General features: G+C 61.2%; 21 protein-coding genes and 1 pseudogene. 21 read left to right on the top strand and 1 reads right to left on the bottom strand.

The features are described 5' to 3' along the window. Positions 1-3: 3 nt before the first annotated feature. Positions 4-156 carry a hypothetical protein gene (locus tag AC0L3I_RS10170; RefSeq protein ID WP_473526795.1) on the bottom strand — a complete coding sequence of 51 codons (153 nt, stop codon included), beginning with the start codon at positions 154-156 and terminating at the stop codon, positions 4-6. Positions 157-495: 339 nt separating this feature from the next. On the opposite strand from AC0L3I_RS10170, the gene coaD reads away from it, so the two are divergent. The 21 genes and pseudogenes from coaD to glpK all read left to right on the top strand — a co-directional run bounded on the left by coaD (position 496) and on the right by glpK (position 21,607). After that, entirely contained in the window at positions 496-996 is a 501-nt protein-coding gene (gene coaD / locus AC0L3I_RS10165; RefSeq protein ID WP_473526794.1) for a pantetheine-phosphate adenylyltransferase, read from the top strand. Positions 997-1,071: 75 nt separating this feature from the next. Then, positions 1,072-1,662 carry a peptidylprolyl isomerase gene (locus AC0L3I_RS10160; protein ID WP_473526793.1) on the top strand — a complete coding sequence of 197 codons (591 nt, stop codon included), beginning with the start codon at positions 1,072-1,074 and terminating at the stop codon, positions 1,660-1,662. 29 nt (positions 1,663-1,691) lie between these two features. Then, on the top strand, positions 1,692-2,204 hold the full coding sequence (locus AC0L3I_RS10155; protein WP_023801171.1) for a peptidylprolyl isomerase: 513 nt from the start codon (positions 1,692-1,694) through the stop codon (positions 2,202-2,204). After that, positions 2,201-2,599 (top strand): hypothetical protein, encoded by a 399-nt coding sequence (locus AC0L3I_RS10150; RefSeq protein ID WP_473526792.1) that lies wholly within the window; start codon positions 2,201-2,203, stop codon positions 2,597-2,599. Before AC0L3I_RS10155 ends, AC0L3I_RS10150 begins: the two co-directional genes overlap by 4 nt. 12 nt (positions 2,600-2,611) lie before the next feature. Next, a complete protein-coding gene (queA, locus tag AC0L3I_RS10145) occupies positions 2,612-3,724 on the top strand; it encodes a tRNA preQ1(34) S-adenosylmethionine ribosyltransferase-isomerase QueA (RefSeq protein ID WP_473526791.1) in 1,113 nt (370 codons plus the stop codon). Continuing rightward, positions 3,721-4,851 (top strand): tRNA guanosine(34) transglycosylase Tgt, encoded by a 1,131-nt coding sequence (tgt, locus tag AC0L3I_RS10140; protein WP_473526790.1) that lies wholly within the window; start codon positions 3,721-3,723, stop codon positions 4,849-4,851. The genes queA and tgt overlap by 4 nt, the downstream gene beginning before the upstream one ends. Before the next feature lie 230 nt (positions 4,852-5,081). Further along, positions 5,082-5,318 (top strand): Lrp/AsnC ligand binding domain-containing protein, encoded by a 237-nt coding sequence (locus tag AC0L3I_RS10135; protein ID WP_095492825.1) that lies wholly within the window; start codon positions 5,082-5,084, stop codon positions 5,316-5,318. 419 nt (positions 5,319-5,737) lie between these two features. After that, positions 5,738-7,150 (top strand): circularly permuted type 2 ATP-grasp protein, encoded by a 1,413-nt coding sequence (locus tag AC0L3I_RS10130; protein WP_473526789.1) that lies wholly within the window; start codon positions 5,738-5,740, stop codon positions 7,148-7,150. Between the two features lie 187 nt (positions 7,151-7,337). Further along, positions 7,338-8,279 carry an alpha-E domain-containing protein gene (locus AC0L3I_RS10125; protein WP_473487047.1) on the top strand — a complete coding sequence of 314 codons (942 nt, stop codon included), beginning with the start codon at positions 7,338-7,340 and terminating at the stop codon, positions 8,277-8,279. 61 nt (positions 8,280-8,340) lie between these two features. Next, on the top strand, positions 8,341-9,135 hold the full coding sequence (locus AC0L3I_RS10120; RefSeq protein WP_473526788.1) for a transglutaminase family protein: 795 nt from the start codon (positions 8,341-8,343) through the stop codon (positions 9,133-9,135). A 31-nt stretch (positions 9,136-9,166) separates the two neighbouring features. Next, the gene (locus AC0L3I_RS10115; protein ID WP_095492829.1) at positions 9,167-9,898 is read left to right on the top strand and encodes a proteasome-type protease; all 732 of its coding nucleotides are present in this window, start codon (positions 9,167-9,169) and stop codon (positions 9,896-9,898) included. 55 nt (positions 9,899-9,953) lie between these two features. After that, positions 9,954-11,365 (top strand): annotated as a pseudogene (locus tag AC0L3I_RS10110) (pyridoxal phosphate-dependent decarboxylase family protein). Between the two features lie 125 nt (positions 11,366-11,490). Continuing rightward, positions 11,491-12,258, top strand: a complete 768-nt coding sequence (locus tag AC0L3I_RS10105) for a DeoR/GlpR family DNA-binding transcription regulator (RefSeq protein WP_473487044.1) — start codon at positions 11,491-11,493, stop codon at positions 12,256-12,258. Positions 12,259-12,384: 126 nt separating this feature from the next. After that, the gene (gene glpD / locus AC0L3I_RS10100; RefSeq protein ID WP_473526787.1) at positions 12,385-13,911 is read left to right on the top strand and encodes a glycerol-3-phosphate dehydrogenase; all 1,527 of its coding nucleotides are present in this window, start codon (positions 12,385-12,387) and stop codon (positions 13,909-13,911) included. A 28-nt stretch (positions 13,912-13,939) separates the two neighbouring features. After that, positions 13,940-15,022, top strand: a complete 1,083-nt coding sequence (locus AC0L3I_RS10095) for an ABC transporter ATP-binding protein (RefSeq protein ID WP_473526786.1) — start codon at positions 13,940-13,942, stop codon at positions 15,020-15,022. Between the two features lie 13 nt (positions 15,023-15,035). Beyond that, positions 15,036-16,106 carry an ABC transporter ATP-binding protein gene (locus AC0L3I_RS10090; RefSeq protein ID WP_473526785.1) on the top strand — a complete coding sequence of 357 codons (1,071 nt, stop codon included), beginning with the start codon at positions 15,036-15,038 and terminating at the stop codon, positions 16,104-16,106. A 2-nt stretch (positions 16,107-16,108) separates the two neighbouring features. After that, positions 16,109-16,975: a carbohydrate ABC transporter permease gene (locus tag AC0L3I_RS10085; RefSeq protein WP_065007669.1), complete on the top strand. Its 867-nt coding sequence runs from the start codon at positions 16,109-16,111 to the stop codon at positions 16,973-16,975. Between the two features lie 112 nt (positions 16,976-17,087). Beyond that, complete coding sequence (locus tag AC0L3I_RS10080) at positions 17,088-17,906, top strand: carbohydrate ABC transporter permease (RefSeq protein ID WP_473526784.1); 819 nt, start codon at positions 17,088-17,090, stop codon at positions 17,904-17,906. Positions 17,907-17,933: 27 nt separating this feature from the next. Next, complete coding sequence (locus tag AC0L3I_RS10075) at positions 17,934-18,215, top strand: DUF2160 domain-containing protein (RefSeq protein WP_473487039.1); 282 nt, start codon at positions 17,934-17,936, stop codon at positions 18,213-18,215. Positions 18,216-18,287: 72 nt separating this feature from the next. Continuing rightward, on the top strand, positions 18,288-20,030 hold the full coding sequence (locus AC0L3I_RS10070) for an ABC transporter substrate-binding protein (protein ID WP_254025941.1): 1,743 nt from the start codon (positions 18,288-18,290) through the stop codon (positions 20,028-20,030). An 83-nt stretch (positions 20,031-20,113) separates the two neighbouring features. Then, positions 20,114-21,607, top strand: coding sequence for a glycerol kinase GlpK (glpK, locus tag AC0L3I_RS10065; protein WP_473526783.1), 1,494 nt, complete (start codon positions 20,114-20,116; stop codon positions 21,605-21,607). The last annotated feature ends 17 nt before the right edge of the window (positions 21,608-21,624 follow it).

Genomic DNA, 21,624 nt, shown 5'->3' with positions numbered 1-21,624 from the left:
GGTTCAGAAGTGGCGATAAGGCTTGCGGATACCGAAGCCTTCGAACCGTTTGGTATTGACCTTGGCGCGGACACGCCCTGCTTCCTGATGCAGCCCGAATACAGTGGCTATCAGCATGGCGACGGTCATTGCGGCGGCGAGCATGTAGATTAGCATGTGCGTGTTCTCCTGCACCTAGCAACGATTAAATGGGGTTTTGGTTTCATCTTCTGAAGCTGCAACCTAGTGAACGCTGCGTGAAGCCTTCGTGATCGGCCCATTCATTGGTCGTTCATCTCGGCCAAAAGGTTCACTCAAAGCGCATCGCGATTAACGTGGCTCAGCCGATGCGCTTCGAGTCCCTTTCTGGGTGCATGTCGTTGTCCCAAAGCCGCCGCGCACCCCCTCGGGTCAGGCCCCGGGTCAGGCCCGAGGGCATGCTTTTGCGGCGACATGCATTGGCGGCTCGCTGATCGGATTGCCTTTGCGAGAGAGGCTCGCTAGAAGCACCCTGCCATGACAGAACGCATCGCCCTTTATGCCGGCTCCTTCGACCCGCCGACCAACGGCCATCTCGACGTGCTGAAGGCGTCGCTGGCCGTGGCGGACACCGTCTATGCGGCGATAGGCACTCATCCCGGCAAGAAGCCGCTGTTTTCCTTCGAAGAACGGGTCGGCCTCATCGAAGCAGCGACGAAGGCCGAATTCGGCCGCGACGGCGCGCGCATCAAGGTTGTCGCTTTCGACGGGCTGGTCATCGACGCAGCCAGGAAGCAGGGCGCCTCGATCATGATCCGCGGCCTGCGCGACGGCACCGATCTCGACTACGAGATGCAGATGGCCGGCATGAACGAGACCATGGCGCCGGAACTGCAGACGGTTTTTCTGCCCGCCAGCCCTTCGGTGCGAACCATTACCGCCACACTTGTCCGTCAGATAGCCTCGATGGGAGGCGACATTCGCCCCTTCGTTCCGACGGCTGTGGCCGGCGCACTTACCGCCAAATTTGCGAAATAATGCGTGTCGCCCCAACGTGGAACCCGGTTTTGGGACAACGACATGCATGAAACAAAGGTTTTCGGAGAAATATCCATGCAGCTCAAAAGGCTCGCCACCTGCTTTGTCGTTGTTTTCGGTCTTCTGGCTGCGTCTGTTTCGGCGTTCGCCGCCGATCCGGAAAACACCATGATCATCACTCTGAAGGGCGGCGACGTGACCATCGCGCTCAGGCCCGATCTCGCGCCGAAGCACGTCGAGCAGATCAAGAAGCTGGTGCGTCAGGGCGCTTACGACAACGTCGCTTTCCACCGCGTCATCGACGGCTTCATGGCGCAGACCGGCGACGTGAAGTTCGGCAACATGAAGAACGGCTTCAACGCCGATGCTGTCGGTACCGGCGGTTCCGATCTTCCCGACCTGCCGGCCGAATTCTCGACGTCCGAGCGCTACGAGCGCGGCGTGGTCGGCATGGCCCGCTCGCAGGACCCGGATTCCGCCAATTCGCAGTTCTTCATCATGTTCGCGCCGGCGCCGCCGCTCGATGGCCAGTACACCATCGTCGGTAATGTCGAGAAAGGCATGGAGTTGGTGGACCAGATAAAGAAAGGCGACGAGGCGCAGAACGGGGTCGTCACCGGTCCCGATCGCATGATCAAGGTGCGCATAGCCGCCGACGGCAAGTAAACCCATTTTGTTTCAAAGGATATTCTGACATGGCCGAGATCAAGGACCGCGAGAACGCGCTCATCATGGAAACGACCAAGGGCAAGGTCGTCATCGAACTGTTTCCCGATCTGGCACCTGGCCATGTCGGCCGTATCAAGGAACTGGCGCGCGAAGGCGCTTATGACGGCGTGGTGTTCCACCGCGTTATCGACGGCTTCATGGCGCAGACCGGGGACGTAAAATTCGGAAATTCCAGCAAGCCCTCTTTCGCACCGTCGCGCGCCGGCACGGGCGGCTCCGACAAGCCCGACCTGAAGGCGGAGTTCTCCAACGCCAATCACGGCCGCGGCACCTGCTCGATGGCACGCTCGCAGAACCCGAACTCGGCCAACTCGCAGTTCTTCATCTGCTTCGACGATGCCGCCTTCCTCAACCGCCAATACACGGTCTGGGGCCAGGTCATCGAAGGCATGGACAATGTCGACAAGATCAAGCGCGGCGAGCCGGTGCCGGATCCTGACAAGATCGTGTCGCTGAAGGTGGCGGCCGACGTAAAATGACCTACCGAGCTGTCGCGGCGATCACTCTGATGCTTGTCGCGGCGGCTACTCCGGCGCTGGCGACAGAATCGATTGTTTGCAGCGCTGAGGGCGACGCGGCATCGATCGACGTCCTGATGGGGCACACTGCCGTCATCGCGGTTGCGCGCGTATGGCTTGATGCCGGCGGCAGGAACTGGACCACCGACGGTCAGCCGGGTTCGACGAAAGTCATCGTCGGACAGGCATTCGAGGACGACCAGCAGATGGCGATCGATCTCACCGATGAGGGCATCAGCTCGATCGTCGCCAAATTGCGACTGGTCAAGGCCACGGAACAGTCCAATTCCGCAATGGGCGGCACGCTGAGCATCGCCGGTGTTGGCGCCTGGGCGGTGACCTGCCCGGAATTTTGAGGCGGGGTTTTCTTGCGCGTCGATCTATTCGACTTTGATCTGCCGGAGGAGCGCATCGCGCTTCGACCGGCAGAACCGCGCGACAGCGCCAAAATGCTGGTTGTCAGACCGGGTGAGGGACTTGAGGACCGGACGGTGCGCGAGCTGCCGTCCCTGCTCGAGTCCGGTGACGTGCTGGTCTTCAACGATACCAAGGTCATCCCGGCGCAGCTGAAAGGCATCAGGCGGCGCGGCGAAGCAGCGGCGCAGGTCGAAGCCACGCTGCACATGCGGGTGGCTCCCGACCGCTGGCTGGCTTTCATGCGGCCGGGCAAGCGCATCGCCGTCGGCGACCGCATCCATTTCGGCCATGACGCCAATTCCTGCTTTCTCGGCCAGCTTGATGCCACGGTGATCGCGAAGGGCGAGGCCGGCGAGGCTTTGCTCGGTTTTGACCTCTCAGGTCCGTTTCTCGATGAGGCGCTGCACGCCGTCGGCCACATTCCGCTGCCGCCTTACATCGCTTCGAAGCGCGACGACGACGAACGCGACCGCAAGGACTACCAGACCATCTATGCCAGGGAGGAGGGGGCTGTGGCGGCACCCACTGCCGGCCTGCATTTCACGCCCGAGCTTTTCGCCGCTCTCGATGCCAAGGGCGTCGAGCGGCGCTTCGTCACCCTGCATGTCGGCGCCGGCACGTTCCTGCCGGTGAAAGTCGACGACACCGCCGACCACAAGATGCATGCCGAGATCGGTTCTGTCAGCCCGGAAACCGCCGCGGCGCTCAACGCGGCGAAGGCGCGCGACGGGCGCATCATCGCCGTCGGCACGACGCCGCTGCGCCTGCTGGAGAGCGCCACGCGGGAGGACGGCACATTGGCCGGATGGTCGGGTCCGACCGACATCTTCATCACACCCGGTTACCGATTCAAGGCCGCCGACATGCTGATGACCAATTTCCATCTGCCGCGTTCGACGCTGTTCATGCTGGTTTCGGCGTTTTGCGGTCTGGAAACGATGCGTGCGGCCTATGCGCATGCCATCGAGACCCGCTACAGGTTCTACTCCTACGGAGACGCAAGCCTTCTGTTCAAAGAGGACAACGATGGACGCGCTCCCGGTATAGAACAAGGAATTCAATGACTAAGGCGTTCACCTTCGAGGTGCTGGCGACCGACGGCAAAGCGCGGCGCGGCTCCATCACCATGCCGCGCGGAGAAGTCCGCACGCCGGCCTTCATGCCGGTCGGCACCGGCGGCACGGTCAAGACCATGTATATGGACCAGGTGCGCGGTGTCGGCTCGGACATCATCCTGGGCAACACCTATCATCTGATGCTGCGGCCCGGCGCCGAACGTGTGGCGCGGCTTGGCGGCCTGCATGAATTCGCCCGCTGGCCGCATCCGATCCTGACCGACAGCGGCGGCTTCCAGGTGATGTCGCTGTCGAAGCTTAGGAAACTGACCGAAAACGGCGTCACCTTCCGCTCGCATATCGACGGCGCCGCCCATGAGATGTCGCCCGAGCGCTCGATCGAGATCCAAGGGCTGCTCGATTCCGACATCCAGATGCAGCTCGACGAATGCACCGCGCTGCCGGCCATGGAGAAGGAGATCGAGCGGGCCATGGACCTGTCGCTGCGCTGGGCCGAGCGTTGCAAGACGGCGTTCGGCGACCAGCCGGGCAAGGCGATGTTTGGCATCGTCCAGGGCGGCGACATACCGGCCCTGCGGCTGCGCTCGGCGCAGGCGCTGAAAGCGATGGACCTCAAGGGCTATGCGATCGGCGGGCTGGCGGTCGGCGAGCCGCAAGCGGTGATGCTCGAAATGCTCGACATCACCTGCCCGGAACTGCCCGCCGACAGGCCGCGTTATCTGATGGGTGTCGGCACGCCCGACGACATATTGAAATCGGTGGCGCGCGGCATCGACATGTTCGATTGCGTGATGCCGACGCGCGCCGGCCGCCATGGCCTCGCCTATACAAGGCGCGGCAAGGTCAATCTGCGCAACGCCCGCCATGCCGAGGATCCGCGTCCGCTCGACGAGGAAAGCGACTGCCCGGCCGCCAGAGATTATTCACGCGCCTATCTGCATCATCTGGTCCGCTCGCAAGAGGCGCTGGGGGCGATGCTTCTGACCTGGAACAACCTTTCCTACTACCAGAGGCTGATGCAGGACATTCGTGCCGCCATCGACGCCGGCGCCTTCGAGGCGCGGGCGGCGGAAATTTCCGAGGGCTGGGCTAGGGGCGATATCCCGGCGATGTGATCGAGCGCTCAGGTGCTCAGCGAAGTGCCGCGCGCAGGTTGCAGCCAGTGATGCGGGAACTGCCGTCGGGTAATCCTTGCCGTCCGGCCCGACGATCAGCGGGCGCGAACATTTCGGCGATTGGCTGCACTTAAGCCGGGTTCCGCCTGAGCGCCGTCCTGATGCTTGAAAGCCGGGCGGCAGTCTGCCACAAGGGCCGATATGCATGCAAGCTTGAGCAGGACCGGGCAATGAAGGCATTTTTCGTGCAGATAAAGTGCGATCTGGGCAAGTCCTATGACGTTGCCGGCGCGTTGGCCGATGCCGAGATCGCCTCGGAAATCTACTCGACAGCCGGCGACTACGATCTGCTCGCCAAATTCTATGTCGACGACGAGGAAGACATCGGCCATTTCGTCAACGAGAAGGTGCAGATTCTTCCAGGTATCAAGGACACGTTTACAGTCGTCACCTTCCGCGCGTTCTGAGAGACCGTTTGGAAACTCTACTCTGGCGGCCATCTGATGGCGTTTTCTGCGCTTCCGGTGCTCACGGACCAGCGCATGACCCCGGAAACCGATTTCGGTTTCCGGAAAGGGATCATGCGCAAATGCAAAGTGTTAGAGCGTCCTTGCGCGTCCAATTGGACGCGCAGCGCTCTAATGTCCGCTGCGCGCCGGTTCTCGAAACCACCACCATATGACTCGCCAGAGCGAATTTCGAAACAGTCTCTGAGCGGCGCCGGCCGCCTGCCCGGGCACGAGGCAAAGCCTGACCCAGCCATATCGGCGATGCCCTAATTTTAGGCAGGTCGCGACATACTGATCGCCAGCATCCTCCAAATCACCGATTGCGCTTGATTTTCTCGCGTGACGCCAGTGAAATGGCCTCACAGGGGAGTATGCGATTGGCAGCGTTCGACGAAATGCTTCCGGAAATCTCCGGATTGAGAAAACCGTATTCGGCTTACGACCGCTGGCTGAAGGAGCAGGATCCGGCCAGGCTTAGCGAGAAGATGCAGGACGCCGAACGCGTCTTTCGCAAGACCGGTATCACCTTTGCCGTCTATGGCGAGCAGGAAGCCTCCGAACGCCTTATTCCCTTCGATATCGTCCCGCGCATCATTTCCGGCAATGAATGGCGACGGCTGACGCAGGGCATCGAGCAGCGCGTCCAGGCGCTGAACGCGTTTCTCGACGATATCTACCACCGCCAGGAGATCTTGCGCGCCGGGCGCGTCCCCAAGGAATTGATCGCCAAGAACGAGGCGTTCCTGCCGGAGATGATCGGGGTACGGCCGCCGGCCGGCGTCTACACCCATATCATCGGCGTCGATATCGTTCGCATCAGCGAGAACGAGTTCTATGTGCTGGAGGACAATGCGCGCACGCCGTCCGGCGTCTCCTACATGCTGGAGAACCGCGAGACGATGATGCAGCTCTTCCCAGAGCTGTTCCAGCAGATCAAGGTGCGGCCGGTGGAAAACTATCCGCAGCTCTTGCGCCAGTCGCTGGCGGCGGTGCGGCCGCAAAGCACCAAGGGCGCGCCGACCATTGCCGTGCTGACGCCGGGCAGCTTCAACTCCGCCTATTTCGAACATGCCTTCCTTGCCGACCAGATGGGTGTGCAGCTTGTCGAGGGGCAGGATCTGCGCGTCGTCGATGGCCACGTCGCGATGCGCACGACCGAAGGCTACAAGCAGATCGACGTGCTTTATCGAAGGGTGGACGATTCTTTCCTCGATCCGTTGACCTTCCGTCCGGACTCAGCACTTGGAGTGCCGGGCATCATGGATGTCTACCGCGCCGGCAACATCACCATCGCCAATGCGCCGGGAACCGGCATCGCCGACGACAAGGCGATCTATTCCTACATGCCCGAGATCGTCGAATTCTACACCGGCCGCAAGGCAATCCTCGGCAACATCCCGACTTGGCGCTGCTCGGAGCCGGACAGCCTGAAATACGTGCTCGAACATATCGACGAGTTGGTGGTGAAGGAGGTGCACGGCTCCGGCGGCTACGGCATGCTGGTCGGGCCGGCGGCGACCAAGAAGGAATGCGAGGACTTTTCCAAAAAACTCGCGGCAAAACCGTCGAACTACATCGCCCAGCCGACGCTGGCGCTGTCGACCTGTCCGATCCTGACCGACAAGGGGCTGGCGCCGCGCCATGTCGATCTCAGGCCCTACGTGCTGGTTTCCGACCGCATCCAGATCGTGCCGGGCGGGCTGACGCGCGTGGCGCTGAAGGAGGGCTCGCTGGTGGTCAATTCGTCCCAGGGCGGCGGCACCAAGGATACATGGGTGCTGGATGATTAGTGAATAGTGAATAGTGAATAGTGAATAGTGAGTAGTCAGTAGTCAGTAGTCAGTAGTCAGTAGTCAGTAGTAAGTATTCAGTAGTCGGCAGCAGAGGAAAGCACAATGTCATATTCCGTCGAAATCCAAACATTCACTATTCACTACTCACCACTCACTACTCACTAGCCCCGAAGGGCCGCTTTCCATGCTTCTCGGCCGCACCGCCAACGGGCTCTACTGGATGAACCGCTACATCGAGCGCGCGGAAAACATGGCGCGGCTGGTCGATGCCGGGCTGCGCATGGCGCTGACTCGTACCCAGAACGCCTCCGAAGAGTGGAATTCGGTGCTTCTCAGTGCCGGTTCGGACGCTGCCTTCACGCAGAAATATTCCGACTATACCGCCGCCAATGTCGCGGATTTCCTGCTGCGCGACACATCGAACCCGTCGAGCACGATGGTGTCGATCGAGACGGCTCGCAACAACGCCCGCATGGTGCGCACCGCGCTGACGCGCGAAACCTGGGAAAGCATCAACGAGGCCTGGATGTCGCTGAAGCGCATGCTGGCCAAGCCGATCGACGAACGCGACCTGCCCAGCGTGCTCGACGCGATCAAGCGCGAAACGGCGCTGATCCGCGGTTCGTTCTACGGCACCATGCTGCGCAACGAGATCTTCGATTTCTCGCAGCTCGGCACCTATGTCGAACGCGCCGACAACACGGCGCGCATCCTGGACGTGAAATATTACGTGCTGTTGCCGTCGATCTCGTGGGTCGGCTCGACGCTCGACAATTACCAGTGGGAATCGATCCTGCGTTCGGTGTCGGCGCACCGCTCCTATCGCTGGGTCTACGAGGCCGACTACAAGCCGAGCAACATCGCCGACTATCTAATCCTCAACGTTCGCATGCCGCGCTCGCTGACATTCTGCTATCGTTTCCTGACGGAGCACCTCAGATTCCTGGGCGACGATTATGGCGAGCGCCATGCCTGTCATGCGACAGCGGGCAAGACCCAGGCCATGCTGACGGCCGGCTCGATCAAGGACATATTCGACGCAGGCCTGCATGAATTCCTGGCCAATTTCATTCGCGACAACACCAGGCTCGGCGACGAGATCGCCCAGGACTACAGGTTCTATTGAGCATGATCCCGGAAAGTAAAAGCCTGTTTCCGGAAAAGATCATGCTCAGGGGACGAGAGCAATGCGGCTGAGGATCACCCACCGGACCGAATACCGCTACGATGCGCCGGTGCACTATCTGTTGCAGCGGTTGCGGCTGCTTCCGGTCAGCGGGCCGACGCAGACCGTTTTGTCCTGGGCGCTGACGATCGAAGGGGCGCGCGAGGAAGTTCGCTTCACCGACCATTTCGGCAACGACACGCGGCTGTTGAGCGTCGAAGGCGAGCGCGATTTCATCACCGTCGAGGCATCAGGCGAGGTGGTGACGCGCGACACCGCTGGCGTCTCCGGCCCACATCAGGGTTTCGCGCCGCTCTGGCTGTTTGGCCATGAAACCCCGTTGACCACGGTCGGCAGCGGCATTCGCGAACTCGCGGCCTCGGTCGGCGAGGGGACCGATATCGAAAGATTGCACCGGCTGATGGCGGTGATCGGCGAGCGCGTCGCCTATACGCCGGGCACCACCAATGCGGCGACGCCGGCCGAGGACGCGCTGGCGCTCAAGACCGGCGTCTGCCAGGACCACAGCCACATCTTTGCCGCCGCCGCACGCGCCATTGGCTTTCCGGCCCGCTACGTCAGCGGTTATTTGATGATGGATGCGGCGGTCGAGCAGGCGGCTAGCCATGCCTGGGCCGAGGCGCATGTTGCGGGCCTTGGCTGGGTCGCGTTCGACGTCGCCAACGGCATTTCGCCCGACGAACGCTATGTAAAGGTGGCGACCGGCCGTGATTACCGCGACGCCACGCCCGTATCAGGAATTCGGCTGGGACAAGCGGAAGAACAGCTTGCGGTCATCGTCACCGTGGAGCAGTAATCCACGGCAAGATTGCCGCCAAAGAGATTCGATGACCTATTGCGTCGGCCTGAAGATCGATCGTGGGCTCGTGTTCATGTCTGACACGCGTACCAATGCCGGCATGGATTCAATCTCGACCTTCAAGAAGATGCATGTCTGGGAGGAGCCGGGCGAGCGCGTCATCGTGCTGATGTCGGCCGGCAATCTGGCGACGACGCAGGCCGTCGTCAGTTTGCTCGACGAACGCACCAAGGCGGTGGCCGATCGCCACGCCACGCTGCTCGAAACGCCTTCCATGTACCAGACGGTACGGATGGTCGGCGACACCGTCAAGGAAGTCATCGCCAGTTCGTCGCCGGCGGGCGAGAAGGCCGATTCCTATTTCAATGCCTCCTTTATCCTCGGCGGCCAGATCAAGGGCAGCGCGCCGCGGCTGTTCATGATCTATCCGGAAGGCAATTTCATCGAATCCACCGACGACACGCCGTTTTTCCAGATCGGCGAGACCAAATACGGCAAGCCGATCATCATCCGCGCCTATGAAAAGACGATGAGTTTCGCCGAGACGGTGAAACTGCTGCTGGTGTCGTTCGACTCGACGCTGAAATCGAACCTGTCGGTGGGTCTGCCGCTCGACCTGCTATTCTATGAAAAGGACGCCTTCAAGGTCAGCCTGAAGAAGCGGATAGCCCAGGACGATCAATACTACCGCACCATCTCGGACGGCTGGTCGAATGCACTGAAGGCTGCTTTTGCGAGCCTGCCCGATTTTCCCGAATGAAAGCCTCCGTTTTTCGTGCTCTTTGATTGCTGGGCTCGATGCGACGGAGAGGAAAATGAATAGCAACGAATTCCGGGAATGGTCGCTGTACGCGGCCGAATGGGGTGCCGACTACAGAAGCACACTTCGCGAAAGGCCGGTGCGGCCGCTTGTCGAACCGGGCGAAATCTCTAGAAGCATCGATGTCTCGCCGCCGGAAAAAGGCGAAACGATGCAGCAATCTTCGCCGACTTCGAGCAAAAAATCCTGCCGGGCATGACGCATTGGCAGCATCCGCGCTTCTTCGCCTACTTCCCGGCCAATGCCGCACCAGCTTCCGTGGTGGCCGAATATCTGGTCTCGGTGATGGCCGCGCAATGCATGCTCTGGCAGACCTCGCCGGCAGCGACCGAACTCGAGACGCGCGTCGTCGACTGGATGCGTCAGGCGCTTGGCCTGCCGGAAGGGTTTTCCGGCGTCATGCAGGATTCGGCATCGTCGGCGACGCTTGCCGCCGTGCTGACCATGCGCGAGCGCGCGCTGAACTGGCAGGGCAACAAGAAGGGCCTGCAAGGCCAGCCGATATTGCGCGTCTATTCTTCCGACCAGGTCCATACTTCCATCGACCGGGCAATCTGGGTATCGGGCATCGGCGAGGACAATCTCGTGCGCATTCCGGTTGCCGGCCGCCTGCGCGCCATGGATGTCACAGCCCTCGAAGCGGCGATCGTCGCCGACCGGGATGCCGGCATGCTGCCGGCCGGCATCATCGCTTGTGTCGGCGGCACCAGCACCGGCGGCACCGATGACATCGCCGGCGTCGCCGCAGTGGCAAAGCGGTACGGGATCTATCTGCATGTCGATGCCGCCTGGGCCGGATCGGCGATGATATGTCCGGAATACCGGCATTTCTGGGCGGGCGTGGAGGAGGCGGATTCCATCGTCTTCAACCCACACAAATGGCTGGGCGCGCAGTTCGACTGCTCGATGCAGTTCATCCGCCGACCGGAAGACCTGGTGCGGACGCTCGCCATCAAGCCGGATTACCTGAAGACGCATGGACGCGACGGCATCATCAACTATTCCGAATGGTCGGTGCCGCTCGGGCGGCGCTTTCGCGCACTGAAACTGTGGTTCCTGCTGCGCGCACACGGGCTGGAAAATCTGCGGACCATGATCCGCAGCCATGTCGCCTGGAGCGAAGGTCTTGCCGCCCGGCTGGCCAGGGAACCGGATTTCGAGATCGTCACGGAACCGATGCTGTCGCTGTTTTCGTTCCGGCATCTGGCGGCGGCCGGCATCGATTCGGACGAACACAATCTGCGACTGGTCAATGCGATCAACGACGATGGCCGCATCTACCTGACGCAGACACGGGCGGACGGGCAGATCGCGATCCGCTTTCAGGTCGGTCAGTTCGAGACGACGGCGGCGGATGTCGACACCGCTTTCGAGGTCATCACCGAAATCGCCCGCGGGCTGGCCTGAAATTGGTCGGCAAAGTGGCGTCGAGGTTTGTCTTTGGACGCATGTAATTTCGTTAGCCGGCTCATACCTTTTCATCACTTTCGTTTTCCGCTATAGACAAGAAAAACGAAAACGGGAGGTCCCCAATGTATCTGTCGCCGCGTCATTCCGAAATCGTCCAGATGGCCAAGGACAATGGCCGCGTGCTGGTCGACGACCTGGCGACGCATTTCAACGTGACGCCGCAGACCATTCGCAAGGACCTTAACGATTTGTGCGACCAGCGGCTGCTATCGCGCGTTCATGGCGGGGCGCTGTTCCCATCCGGCATCGAGAACATGGAATATGAGGCACGGCGCAAGATCGCCGCCGATGAGAAGGAGGCGATCGGCCGCGCAGCAGCCAGGCTGATCCCGGACAATGCCTCGCTGTTCATCAATATTGGCACCACGACGGAGTCGGTCAGCAAGGCGCTCCTTGATCACAGCGGCCTGATGGTCATCACCAATAACATCAATGTTGCCAACAGGATGCGCATATATCCTTCGATCGAAGTGGTGATCGCCGGCGGCGTCGTGCGCGGCTCAGACGGTGGCGTGGTCGGCGAGGCGGCGGTTGATTTCATCAGGCAGTTCAAGGTCGACTACGCGGTGATCGGCGCCTCGGCGATCGACCATGACGGCGCGCTGCTCGATTTCGATTTTCGTGAAGTGAAGGTGGCGCAGGCGATCATCGCCAATGCCCGGCATGTCATCCTCGTTTCCGACCAGACCAAGTTCGAACGGACAGCGCCGGTCCGCATCGGCCATCTGTCGCAGGTCAACACCTTCATCACCGACCGCTGCGACATCCCGTCGGTGCGCAAGATCTGCCAGGAGGCAGAGGTTCAACTGATCGAAACTTCGCTCTCCTAGTGGGTGCCGTTGCGGCAATTGTCGCCGTTTATATTTCGTTTGACATTCGTTCTCATTTCGAAATAATCCCATCACGGTTTCGTAAAAACCTAAAAATGCTGCAATGCGAAATCCGGGAGGACTATTGTGAGCGCACCCCCGATCCATGACATCTTCGTCATCGGTGGCGGTATCAACGGCTGCGGCATCGCCCGCGATGCGGTTGGGCGCGGCTTCTCGGTCTTCCTTGCCGAAATGAACGATCTGGCCAGCGGCACTTCCTCCGGCTCGACCAAGCTGATCCATGGCGGCTTGCGCTATCTTGAGTTCTACGAGTTCCGCCTGGTGCGCGAAGCGTTGATGGAACGCGAGGTTCTCTGGAAAAACGCGCCGCACATCATCTGGCCGATGCGCTTCGTGCTGCCCTACTCCAAGGGCCTGCGCCCGGCCTGGCTGATCAGGCTCGGCCTTTTCCTTTACGACCACATCGGCGGGCGCAAATTGCTGCCGGCGACCAAGACGCTGGACATGGCAAAGGACCCGGCCGGCAAGCCGCTGAAGCCGTTGTTTCGAAAGGCCTTCGAATATTCCGACGGCTGGGTCAACGATGCGCGGCTGGTGGCGTTGAACGCCCGGGACGCCGCCGATCGCGGCGCAACGATCCGAACCCGCACGAAAGTCATCAGCGCACGCCGTGAAGGCGAGCTTTGGGCGGTCAGGCTGGAAAACATGCAGACCGGGGACACCGATGAGGTCAAGGCGCGGCTTTTGGTCAACGCCGCCGGTCCATGGGTCGACCACGTGCTGTCCGCTACGGTCGGCTTGCACGATGTGCACAATGTCCGGCTGGTACAGGGCAGCCATATCGTCATCGGCAAGAAGTTCGACGATCCGCGCGCCTATTTCTTCCAGAACAAGGATGGCCGCATCATCTTTGCTATCCCCTACGAGGAAGAGTTCACGCTGATCGGCACCACCGACCAGGACTATTCTGGCGACCCGCACGACGTGAAGATCAGCGACGCCGAGATCGATTATCTCTGTGCTGCGGCGAGCGAATATTTCGCGCAACCGGTCAAACGTTCGGACATCGTCTGGACCTATTCCGCCGTGCGCCCGCTTTATGACGACGGCGCCTCGAAGGCGCAGGAAGCGACCCGAGATTATGTTCTGAAGACCGACGGCGGCGATGGCACGGCGCCGATCATCAACACCTTCGGCGGCAAGATCACCACCTATCGCCGGCTATCGGAATCGATGCTCGAGAAAATCGAGGGTTTTCTCGGCAAGCGCGGCAAACCGTGGACGGCAAACGCGTCGCTGCCGGGCGGCGATTTCCCGGCCAGCGGCTTCGACGCCGAAGTGGCGAAACTGAAGACGGCCTATCCGTTCCTCGATGCGCGTCTGGCGCGCCGCCTGACCCGGCTTTACGGGACTCGCGCAAGGATGCTGCTGGGCCTCGCCAGGTCGAATGCCGACCTTGGCCGCAACTTTGGCGCCGATCTCTACGAGGCCGAGGTGCGCTACCTCGTTCAAAATGAATGGGCGATGACGGCCGAAGATGTATTGTGGCGCAGGACCAAGCGCGGCCTGCATCTGAGCCGCGAGCAGGCGGCAGCGCTCGACGAATTCATGCGCGGGATAAGCCGGCGCCATGTCGCGGCTGCCGAATAGTGATGCAGAAAGCCTGGGAGGAGGCATCATGCTGGAACTGAGAAACGTGACGAAGACGATCGGCGCGACGGAGCATATACGCGACGTGTCGCTGACGCTCCAGCACGGCTCGCTCAACGTCCTTCTCGGACCGACGCTTTCCGGCAAGACCAGCCTGATGCGGCTGATGGCCGGCCTTGATGTGCCGACATCCGGTTCGGTCTGGTTCGATGGCAAGGATGTCACCGGCATCCCGGTGCAGAAGCGCACCGTCGCCATGGTCTACCAGCAGTTCATCAACTATCCGGCGATGACCGTTTACGAGAACATCGCCTCGCCGCTGAGGGTGGCCGGGACCGAGCGGGCAAAGATCGACAAGGAGGTGCGCGATGCCGCAGCCCTTCTCAAGCTGACGCCCTTCCTCGACCGCACACCGCTCAGCCTCTCCGGCGGCCAGCAGCAGCGCACCGCGCTGGCGCGCGCCATCGTCAAGAACGCCAGCCTGGTGCTGCTCGACGAGCCGCTCGCCAATCTCGACTACAAGCTACGCGAGGAGCTGCGTGCGGAATTGCCGAAAATCTTCGCGGCGACCGGCACCATCTTTGTCTACGCCACGACGGAGCCGCATGAAGCCTTGCTGCTCGGCGGCAACACGGCGACGCTTTCCGAAGGCCGCATCACCCAGTTCGGCCCGACGATCGACGTCTTCCGCAGGCCGAACGACCTCGTCACGGCCAAGACATTCGCCGATCCGCCGCTCAACACGATCGTGCTGAAGAAGAGCGGTTCGAGCTTCCTTCTTGATGGTGGGGTGAACCTCCCGGTGCCGGCTGAACTCGCCGGTATTGCCGATACGAGTTACACGATCGGCTTCCAGCCCCACCATCTCTCTCTTGCCCGGCCGAGCCCGTCGGCGGTTCCGGTGAAAGCCAAGGTCTCGGTGACCGAGATCACCGGTTCTGAAAGCTTTGTGCATCTCGACTTCGCCGATGTCCGCTGGGTGATGCTGGAGCACGGCATCCTGGTGTTCGAGCCGGACCAGACCATCGAGGTGTTCATCGATCCGCGGCACATCATGGTTTTCGACGCGAACGGCCGCTCGGCCGCGCCGCCACAGATGCTGGCGGCTTGAGGGAGGAGGGCACATGGCGCGCATCGACTGCAACCATATCCGCCACGCCTACGGGCCGCATCCGAAGTCGGACAAGGACTATGCGCTGAAGGAGGTGCATCACGCCTTCGAGGACGGCGGCGCCTATGCGCTGCTGGGGCCGTCGGGCTGCGGCAAGACCACGCTGCTCAACATTATTTCCGGCCTGTTGTATCCGTCGCATGGCGAGCTTCTGTTCGACGGCAAGGACGTGACCAATCTGTCGACGCAGGAGCGCAATATCGCGCAGGTGTTCCAGTTCCCGGTCATCTACGACACCATGACCGTCTACGACAATCTGGCCTTCCCGCTGCGCAACCGCGGCGTTCCGGAACCCGACGTCGACCGCAAGGTGCGCGAAACGCTGGAAATGACGGGGTTGGCCGATATGGCTATGAGAAAGGCGAGGGGGCTGACCGCCGACCAGAAGCAGAAGATCTCGCTCGGGCGCGGGCTGGTGCGCTCCGATGTCAACGCGATCCTGTTCGACGAGCCGCTGACCGTCATCGACCCGCATATGAAGTGGGTGCTGCGCTCGCAACTGAAACAGCTGCACAGGCGCTTCGGTTTCACCATGGTCTATGTCACGCACGACCAGACCGAAGCGCTCACCTTCGCCGAAAACGTCGTCGTCATGTATGAGGGCGAGATCGTGCAGATCGGCTCTCCAGCCGAACTGTTCGAGCGGCCCAAGCATACATTCGTCGGCTATTTCATCGGCTCGCCGGGCATGAACGTCATGCCGGTCGCGGTCGAAGGCAGGAACGCGCGGCTCGGCAGCCAGACGATCGAATTGCCGGGCGCGCCCAAGGCTGGAATCACAGGCGCGATCGAACTCGGCATCCGCCCCGAATATGTCAGGCTTGGCGCCAGCGGCATGCCGGTTTCAATCCGGAAGGTCGAGGATATCGGCCGCCACAAGGTGGTGCGCGCCAGTTTCGAAGGCCGCGACATCGCGGCGATCGTCGGCGAGGACGAGGACATTCCCGCCGATCCGAAGATCGCTTTCGACCCGGCAGGAATCAATATCTATGCCGATTCCTGGCGCGTCGAGATGGGAGGCTGAGCATGGATAAGACCTGGAACAACAAGGCTTGGTTCATGGTGCTGCCGGTGCTGGTGCTGGTGGCGTTCAACGCAATCATCCCGCTGATGACGGTGGTCAACTATTCAGTTCAGGAGACGTTCGGAAACAACCTGTTCTTCTTTGAAGGCGTTAAGTGGTTCCAGGAAGTCCTTAATTCGCCGCGCTTCCACGCATCGCTCCTGCGCCAGTTCGCCTTCACCGGGTTAATCCTGCTGATCGAGGTGCCGCTAGGCGTGGCGGTGGCGCTTGCCATGCCGCGTTCCGGCCCATGGGTCGCGGTCTGCCTGGTGTTGATGTCGCTGCCGTTGCTGATCCCATGGAACGTCGTCGGCGCCATGTGGAACATCTTTGCGCTGCCGGACATCGGGCTGCTCGGCTATGTTATCAACGCGATGGGCATCAGCTACAATTTCACCAGCCAGCCGCTGTCGGCGTGGTTCACCGTCGTCCTGATGGACGTATGGCATTGGACCTCGCTAGTGGTGCTGCTTGCCTATGCAGGCCTCGTCTCGATACCCGACGCCTACTATCAGGCTGCAAAGATTGACGGTGCATCACGCTGGTCGGTGTTCCGCTTTATCCAACTGCCCAAGATGAAGCGCGTGCTGACCATTGCCATGCTGCTGCGGTTCATGGATTCCTTCATGGTCTACACTGAACCGTTCGTACTGACAGGCGGAGGACCGGGCAATGCCACGACCTTCCTGTCGATCGATCTTGTCAAGGCAGCGCTCGGCGAATTCAACCTCGGAATCGCGGCGGCCATGAGCATCATCTACTTCCTGATGACGCTGCTGGTGTCGTGGCTCTTCTACACCCTGATGACCCAATCCGAAGCGGAGGGCTGAGATGACATCGGTGAAGGAAGGCCTTGGGGATAAAAGGAGCGACGTTTTGATGCGAGAGCAGACAACGCCGCCACCGGCGTCGAATGCGGCGGGTCTCCGGTCGGCGAGCGTAATGAGCGGACGCGGCCGGGAGGCGCGCTTCCTTTGGCTCGTGCCGACGGTCTACATCATCTTCCTGATGCTGCCGATCTACTGGCTGCTCAACATGTCGTTCAAGACTACGAACGAAATCCTCGGCGGCTTCTCATTGTGGCCACGCAGTTTCACGGTGGCGAGCTATGTCGAGATCCTCACCAACCCCGTTTGGTACAATGGCTACATCAGCTCCATCAGCTATGTATTTATCAACACTGCGATTTCGGTCAGCGTGGCGCTGCCCGCTGCCTATGCCTTCTCGCGCTACCGCTTCCTTGGGGACAAGCACCTGTTCTTCTGGCTGCTGACCAACCGCATGGCGCCGCCGGCGGTTTTCGCGCTGCCGTTTTACCAGCTCTACTCGGCCATCAATCTCTTCGACACGCCATGGGCCGTTGCGCTGGCGCACTGCCTGTTCAACATACCGCTCGCAGTGTGGATTCTCGAAGGCTTCATGTCCGGCGTGCCGAAAGAGATCGACGAGACGGCCTTCATAGACGGCTATTCCTGGTCGCGGTTCTTCGTGAAGATATTCATGCCGCTGATCGCTTCCGGCATCGGTGTCACGGCGTTCTTCTGCTTCATGTTCTCTTGGGTCGAGCTGTTGCTCGCCAAGACGCTGACGTCTGTCGCCGCGAAGCCGATCGCCGCCGTGATGACCCGGACGGCGAGCACATCGGGCTACGAACTCGGATTGCTGGCGGCCGCCGGCGTGCTCACCATCGTTCCGGGCGCGATCGTCATCTGGTTCGTCCGGAACTATATCGCCAAGGGGTTTGCGCTCGGCCGCGTCTAGCGGCGGCGCAGGGAAGGAGTAAAGACGATGGATCTGTCATGGATGGCCTGGACTTGGCAGACCGCCACCTTCTTCGGCGTGATCCTGCTTCTTCTGGTCGGGATGACCGCGTGGGAGTGGGCCAGTCCTGGCGGAGCGCCGCGCCATGGCATTCTCGGCCTCGATACTACGCGTGGCGACCGACTGTTCATTTCGCTGCTAGGCAGCGCCTACATCCATCTCGCTTGGCTGGGTCTTGTCGGACCCAACCTGTGGTGGGCACTCGCCCTCTCGATCGTCTACGCCATCGGCGTTTTTCGATTCGTCTAGGGGGAGAAACTGTTGGAGCGGCCGCACAACGACCGCTCCGATCGCACTTGAAACCGAAATGGGAGGAACCTCATGCGACGTCACCTACTAACATCGACAACGGCACTAGTCCTGCTGCTCGGGGCCAGTCAGGCCTACGCAGGCATGGACGAAGCCAAGACATTCCTTGACACGGAAATCAATGGCCTTTCGACCCTCGATCGCTCGGCTCAGGAAGCCGAAATGCAATGGTTTGTCGATGCTGCGAAACCCTTCGCCGGCATGGAAGTCAACGTGCTGTCGGAAGGTATCCCGACACACACTTATGAATCGACCGTGCTCACCAAGGCGTTCGAGGCGATCACCGGCATCAAGGTCAACCACCAGATCCTCGGCGAGGGCGAAGTCGTCCAGGCCGTGCAGACCCAGATGCAGACCAACCGCAACCTCTATGACGCTTATGTCAACGACAGCGACCTGATCGGCACCCATTCGCGGCTGCAGCTTGCCGTGAATCTCACCGATTTCATGGCCGGCGAAGGCAAGGATGTCACCCTTCCGACGCTCGATCTCGAAGACTTCATTGGCATCAAGTTCACGACCGGCCCGGACGGCAAGCTCTACCAGCTCCCGGACCAGCAGTTCGCCAACCTCTACTGGTTCCGCAAGGACTGGTTCGACAAGCCGGAACTCAAGGAAAAGTTCAAGGCCAAGTATGGCTACGATCTCGGCGTCCCGGTGAACTGGTCCGCCTACGAAGATATCGCCGAATTCTTCTCCAAGGACGTGAAGGAAATCGACGGCGTGCAGGTCTTCGGACACATGGACTACGGCAAGCGCGCACCCGATCTCGGTTGGCGCATGACTGACGCGTGGCTGTCCATGGCCGGCACCGGCAGCCCCGGCGAGCCGAATGGCATCCCGATCGACGAATGGGGCATTCGCATGGAGGCGGGCACCTGCAATCCGGTCGGCGCGAGCGTTTCGCGCGGTGGCGAGGCGAATGGTCCGGCGTCGGTCTATGCCATCGCAAAGTGGGACGAGTGGCTGCGCAACTTTGCGCCTCCCGGAGCAGCGAGCTACGATTTCTACCAGTCGCTGCCCGCGCTGAGCCAAGGCAACGTGGCCCAGCAGATCTTCTGGTACACGGCTTTCCTCGCCGACATGGTGAAGCCCAAGTCGGAAGGCAACAACACGGTCGATGATCAGGGCAATTTGTTGTGGCGCATGGCCCCGTCGCCGCACGGCCCGTACTGGAAGGAAGGGCAGAAGATCGGCTATCAGGACGTGGGCTCTTGGACGATCCTGAAATCGACCCCGGCCGATCGTGCCAAGGCCGCCTGGCTTTATGCGCAGTTCGTCGTGTCGAAGACCGTGTCTTTGAAGAAGTCCCATGTCGGGCTCACTCTGATCCGCGATTCCGACATTCGGCATCAGTCGTTTACCGACCGTGCGCCCAAACTCGGCGGCTGGGTGGAGTTCTACCGCTCTCCAGACCGGGTCGCCTGGTCGCCGACCGGCATCAACGTGCCCGACTACCCGAAGCTCGCCCAGATCTGGTGGCAGCAGATCGGCGACGTGAACTCCGGGGCGTTCACTCCGCAACAGGCGATGGATCGCCTCGCTGAGGAAATGGACATCACGATGGCCCGCATGCAGGCCGCCGACGAGTCCGCTAAGGTCTATGGCGGCTGTGGTCCGCGACTCAACGAGCCGAAAGATCCGGCCGAATGGTTGGGCAAGCCGAACGGTCCTAAGGCCAAACTCGAGAACGAGAAGCCGAAAGGCGAGACCATCGTCTATGAGGAACTGATCAAGCGCTGGACCACCCAGTAGGCTTGCCGAACCGCCAAAGCGGAAAGAGACCACAGGGAGGCGGCGCGAGCCGTCTCCCTTCGTTGTAACTGAGGGTAGACAGCATGACCGGATACATCTTGTCGATCGACCAGGGCACCACGTCCAGCCGCGCCATCGTGTTCGACGGGTCCATGAAACTCGTGGGCAGCGGACAAAAGGAGTTTGCCCAGCACTATCCGGCCTCCGGCTGGGTCGAGCACGATCCAGAGGAAATCTGGGACACGGTCGTTTCGACCTGCAAGGCAGCCTTGGCTGCTGCCAGGCGAAAGGCCGCCGACATCTCGGCAATCGGCATCACCAATCAGCGCGAGACCGTCGTCATCTGGGACCGGGCGACCGGCAAACCGATCCACAACGCGATTGTCTGGCAGGACCGCCGCACTGCACCGCTGTGCCAGAAATTGAAGAAGCAGGGGCTGGAGAAGAAGTTTACCAGAAAGACCGGCCTGCTGCTCGATCCCTACTTCTCCGGCACCAAGATCGCCTGGATGCTGGACAAGGTGAAAGGCGCCAGGAAGCGCGCCGAAAAGGGCGAATTGCTGGCCGGCACAATCGACAGCTTTTTGATCTGGCGGCTGACCGGCGGCAAGGTTCACGCCACAGACGCCACCAACGCCTCGCGCACACTCGTCTACAACATCGAAAAGAATACCTGGGACGACGAGCTTTTGGCGATCCTGAACATACCGGGAAAAATGCTGCCGCAGGTGAAGGATTGCGCCGACGATTATGGAATCACGGAGAAAAGTCTCTTTGGCTCGGAGATAAAAATCCTCGGTGTGGCTGGCGATCAGCACGCGGCGGCTATCGGCCAGGCCTGTTTCGAGCCGGGCATGATGAAGTCCACCTATGGCACCGGCTGCTTCGCGCTGCTCAACACCGGCAGTGATCTGGTGCGCTCGAAGAACCGGTTGTTGACCACCATTGCATACAGGCTGAACGGCAAGACCACTTATGCGCTGGAAGGGTCGATCTTCATCGCGGGTGCTGCCGTGCAGTGGCTGCGCGACGGCATCAAGGTGATCGGCAAGGCCGAGCAGAGCGGCGTGCTGGCGGCGAGCGCCGATCCGACTCAAGAAGTCTATCTGGTGCCGGCTTTCGTCGGGCTTGGCGCGCCGCACTGGGACGCCGACGCACGCGGCGCCATCTTCGGGCTGACCCGCAATTCGGGCCCGGCCGAATTTGCCCGCGCCGCATTGGAATCCGTGGCTTTCCAGACCCGCGACCTGCTCGATGCCATGCGCAAGGACTGGAAGGGCGCTTCAGCGAAGACCGTTCTCAGGGTCGATGGCGGCATGGTGGCGTCGGACTGGACGATGCAGCGGCTTGCCGACATCCTCGATGCGCCGGTCGACCGTCCAACCATTTTGGAGACGACGGCACTCGGCGCGGCTTGGCTGGCCGGCTCGAAGGCGGGCGTCTGGCCTAAGACAAGGGAATTCGCCAAGAGCTGGGCGCTCGAACGGAGATTCAAGCCGGATATGGGAGCTTCGGTCCGTTCCGCCAAGCTGGCGGGTTGGCGCGATGCTGTGCGCCGGACGCTGAGCATGCTGTAAGTTCGCGCACCGAAAAG

The organism is Mesorhizobium sp. WSM4840, from assembly GCF_055811755.1.
This window is presented reverse-complemented; position numbering and strand designations above follow the sequence as displayed.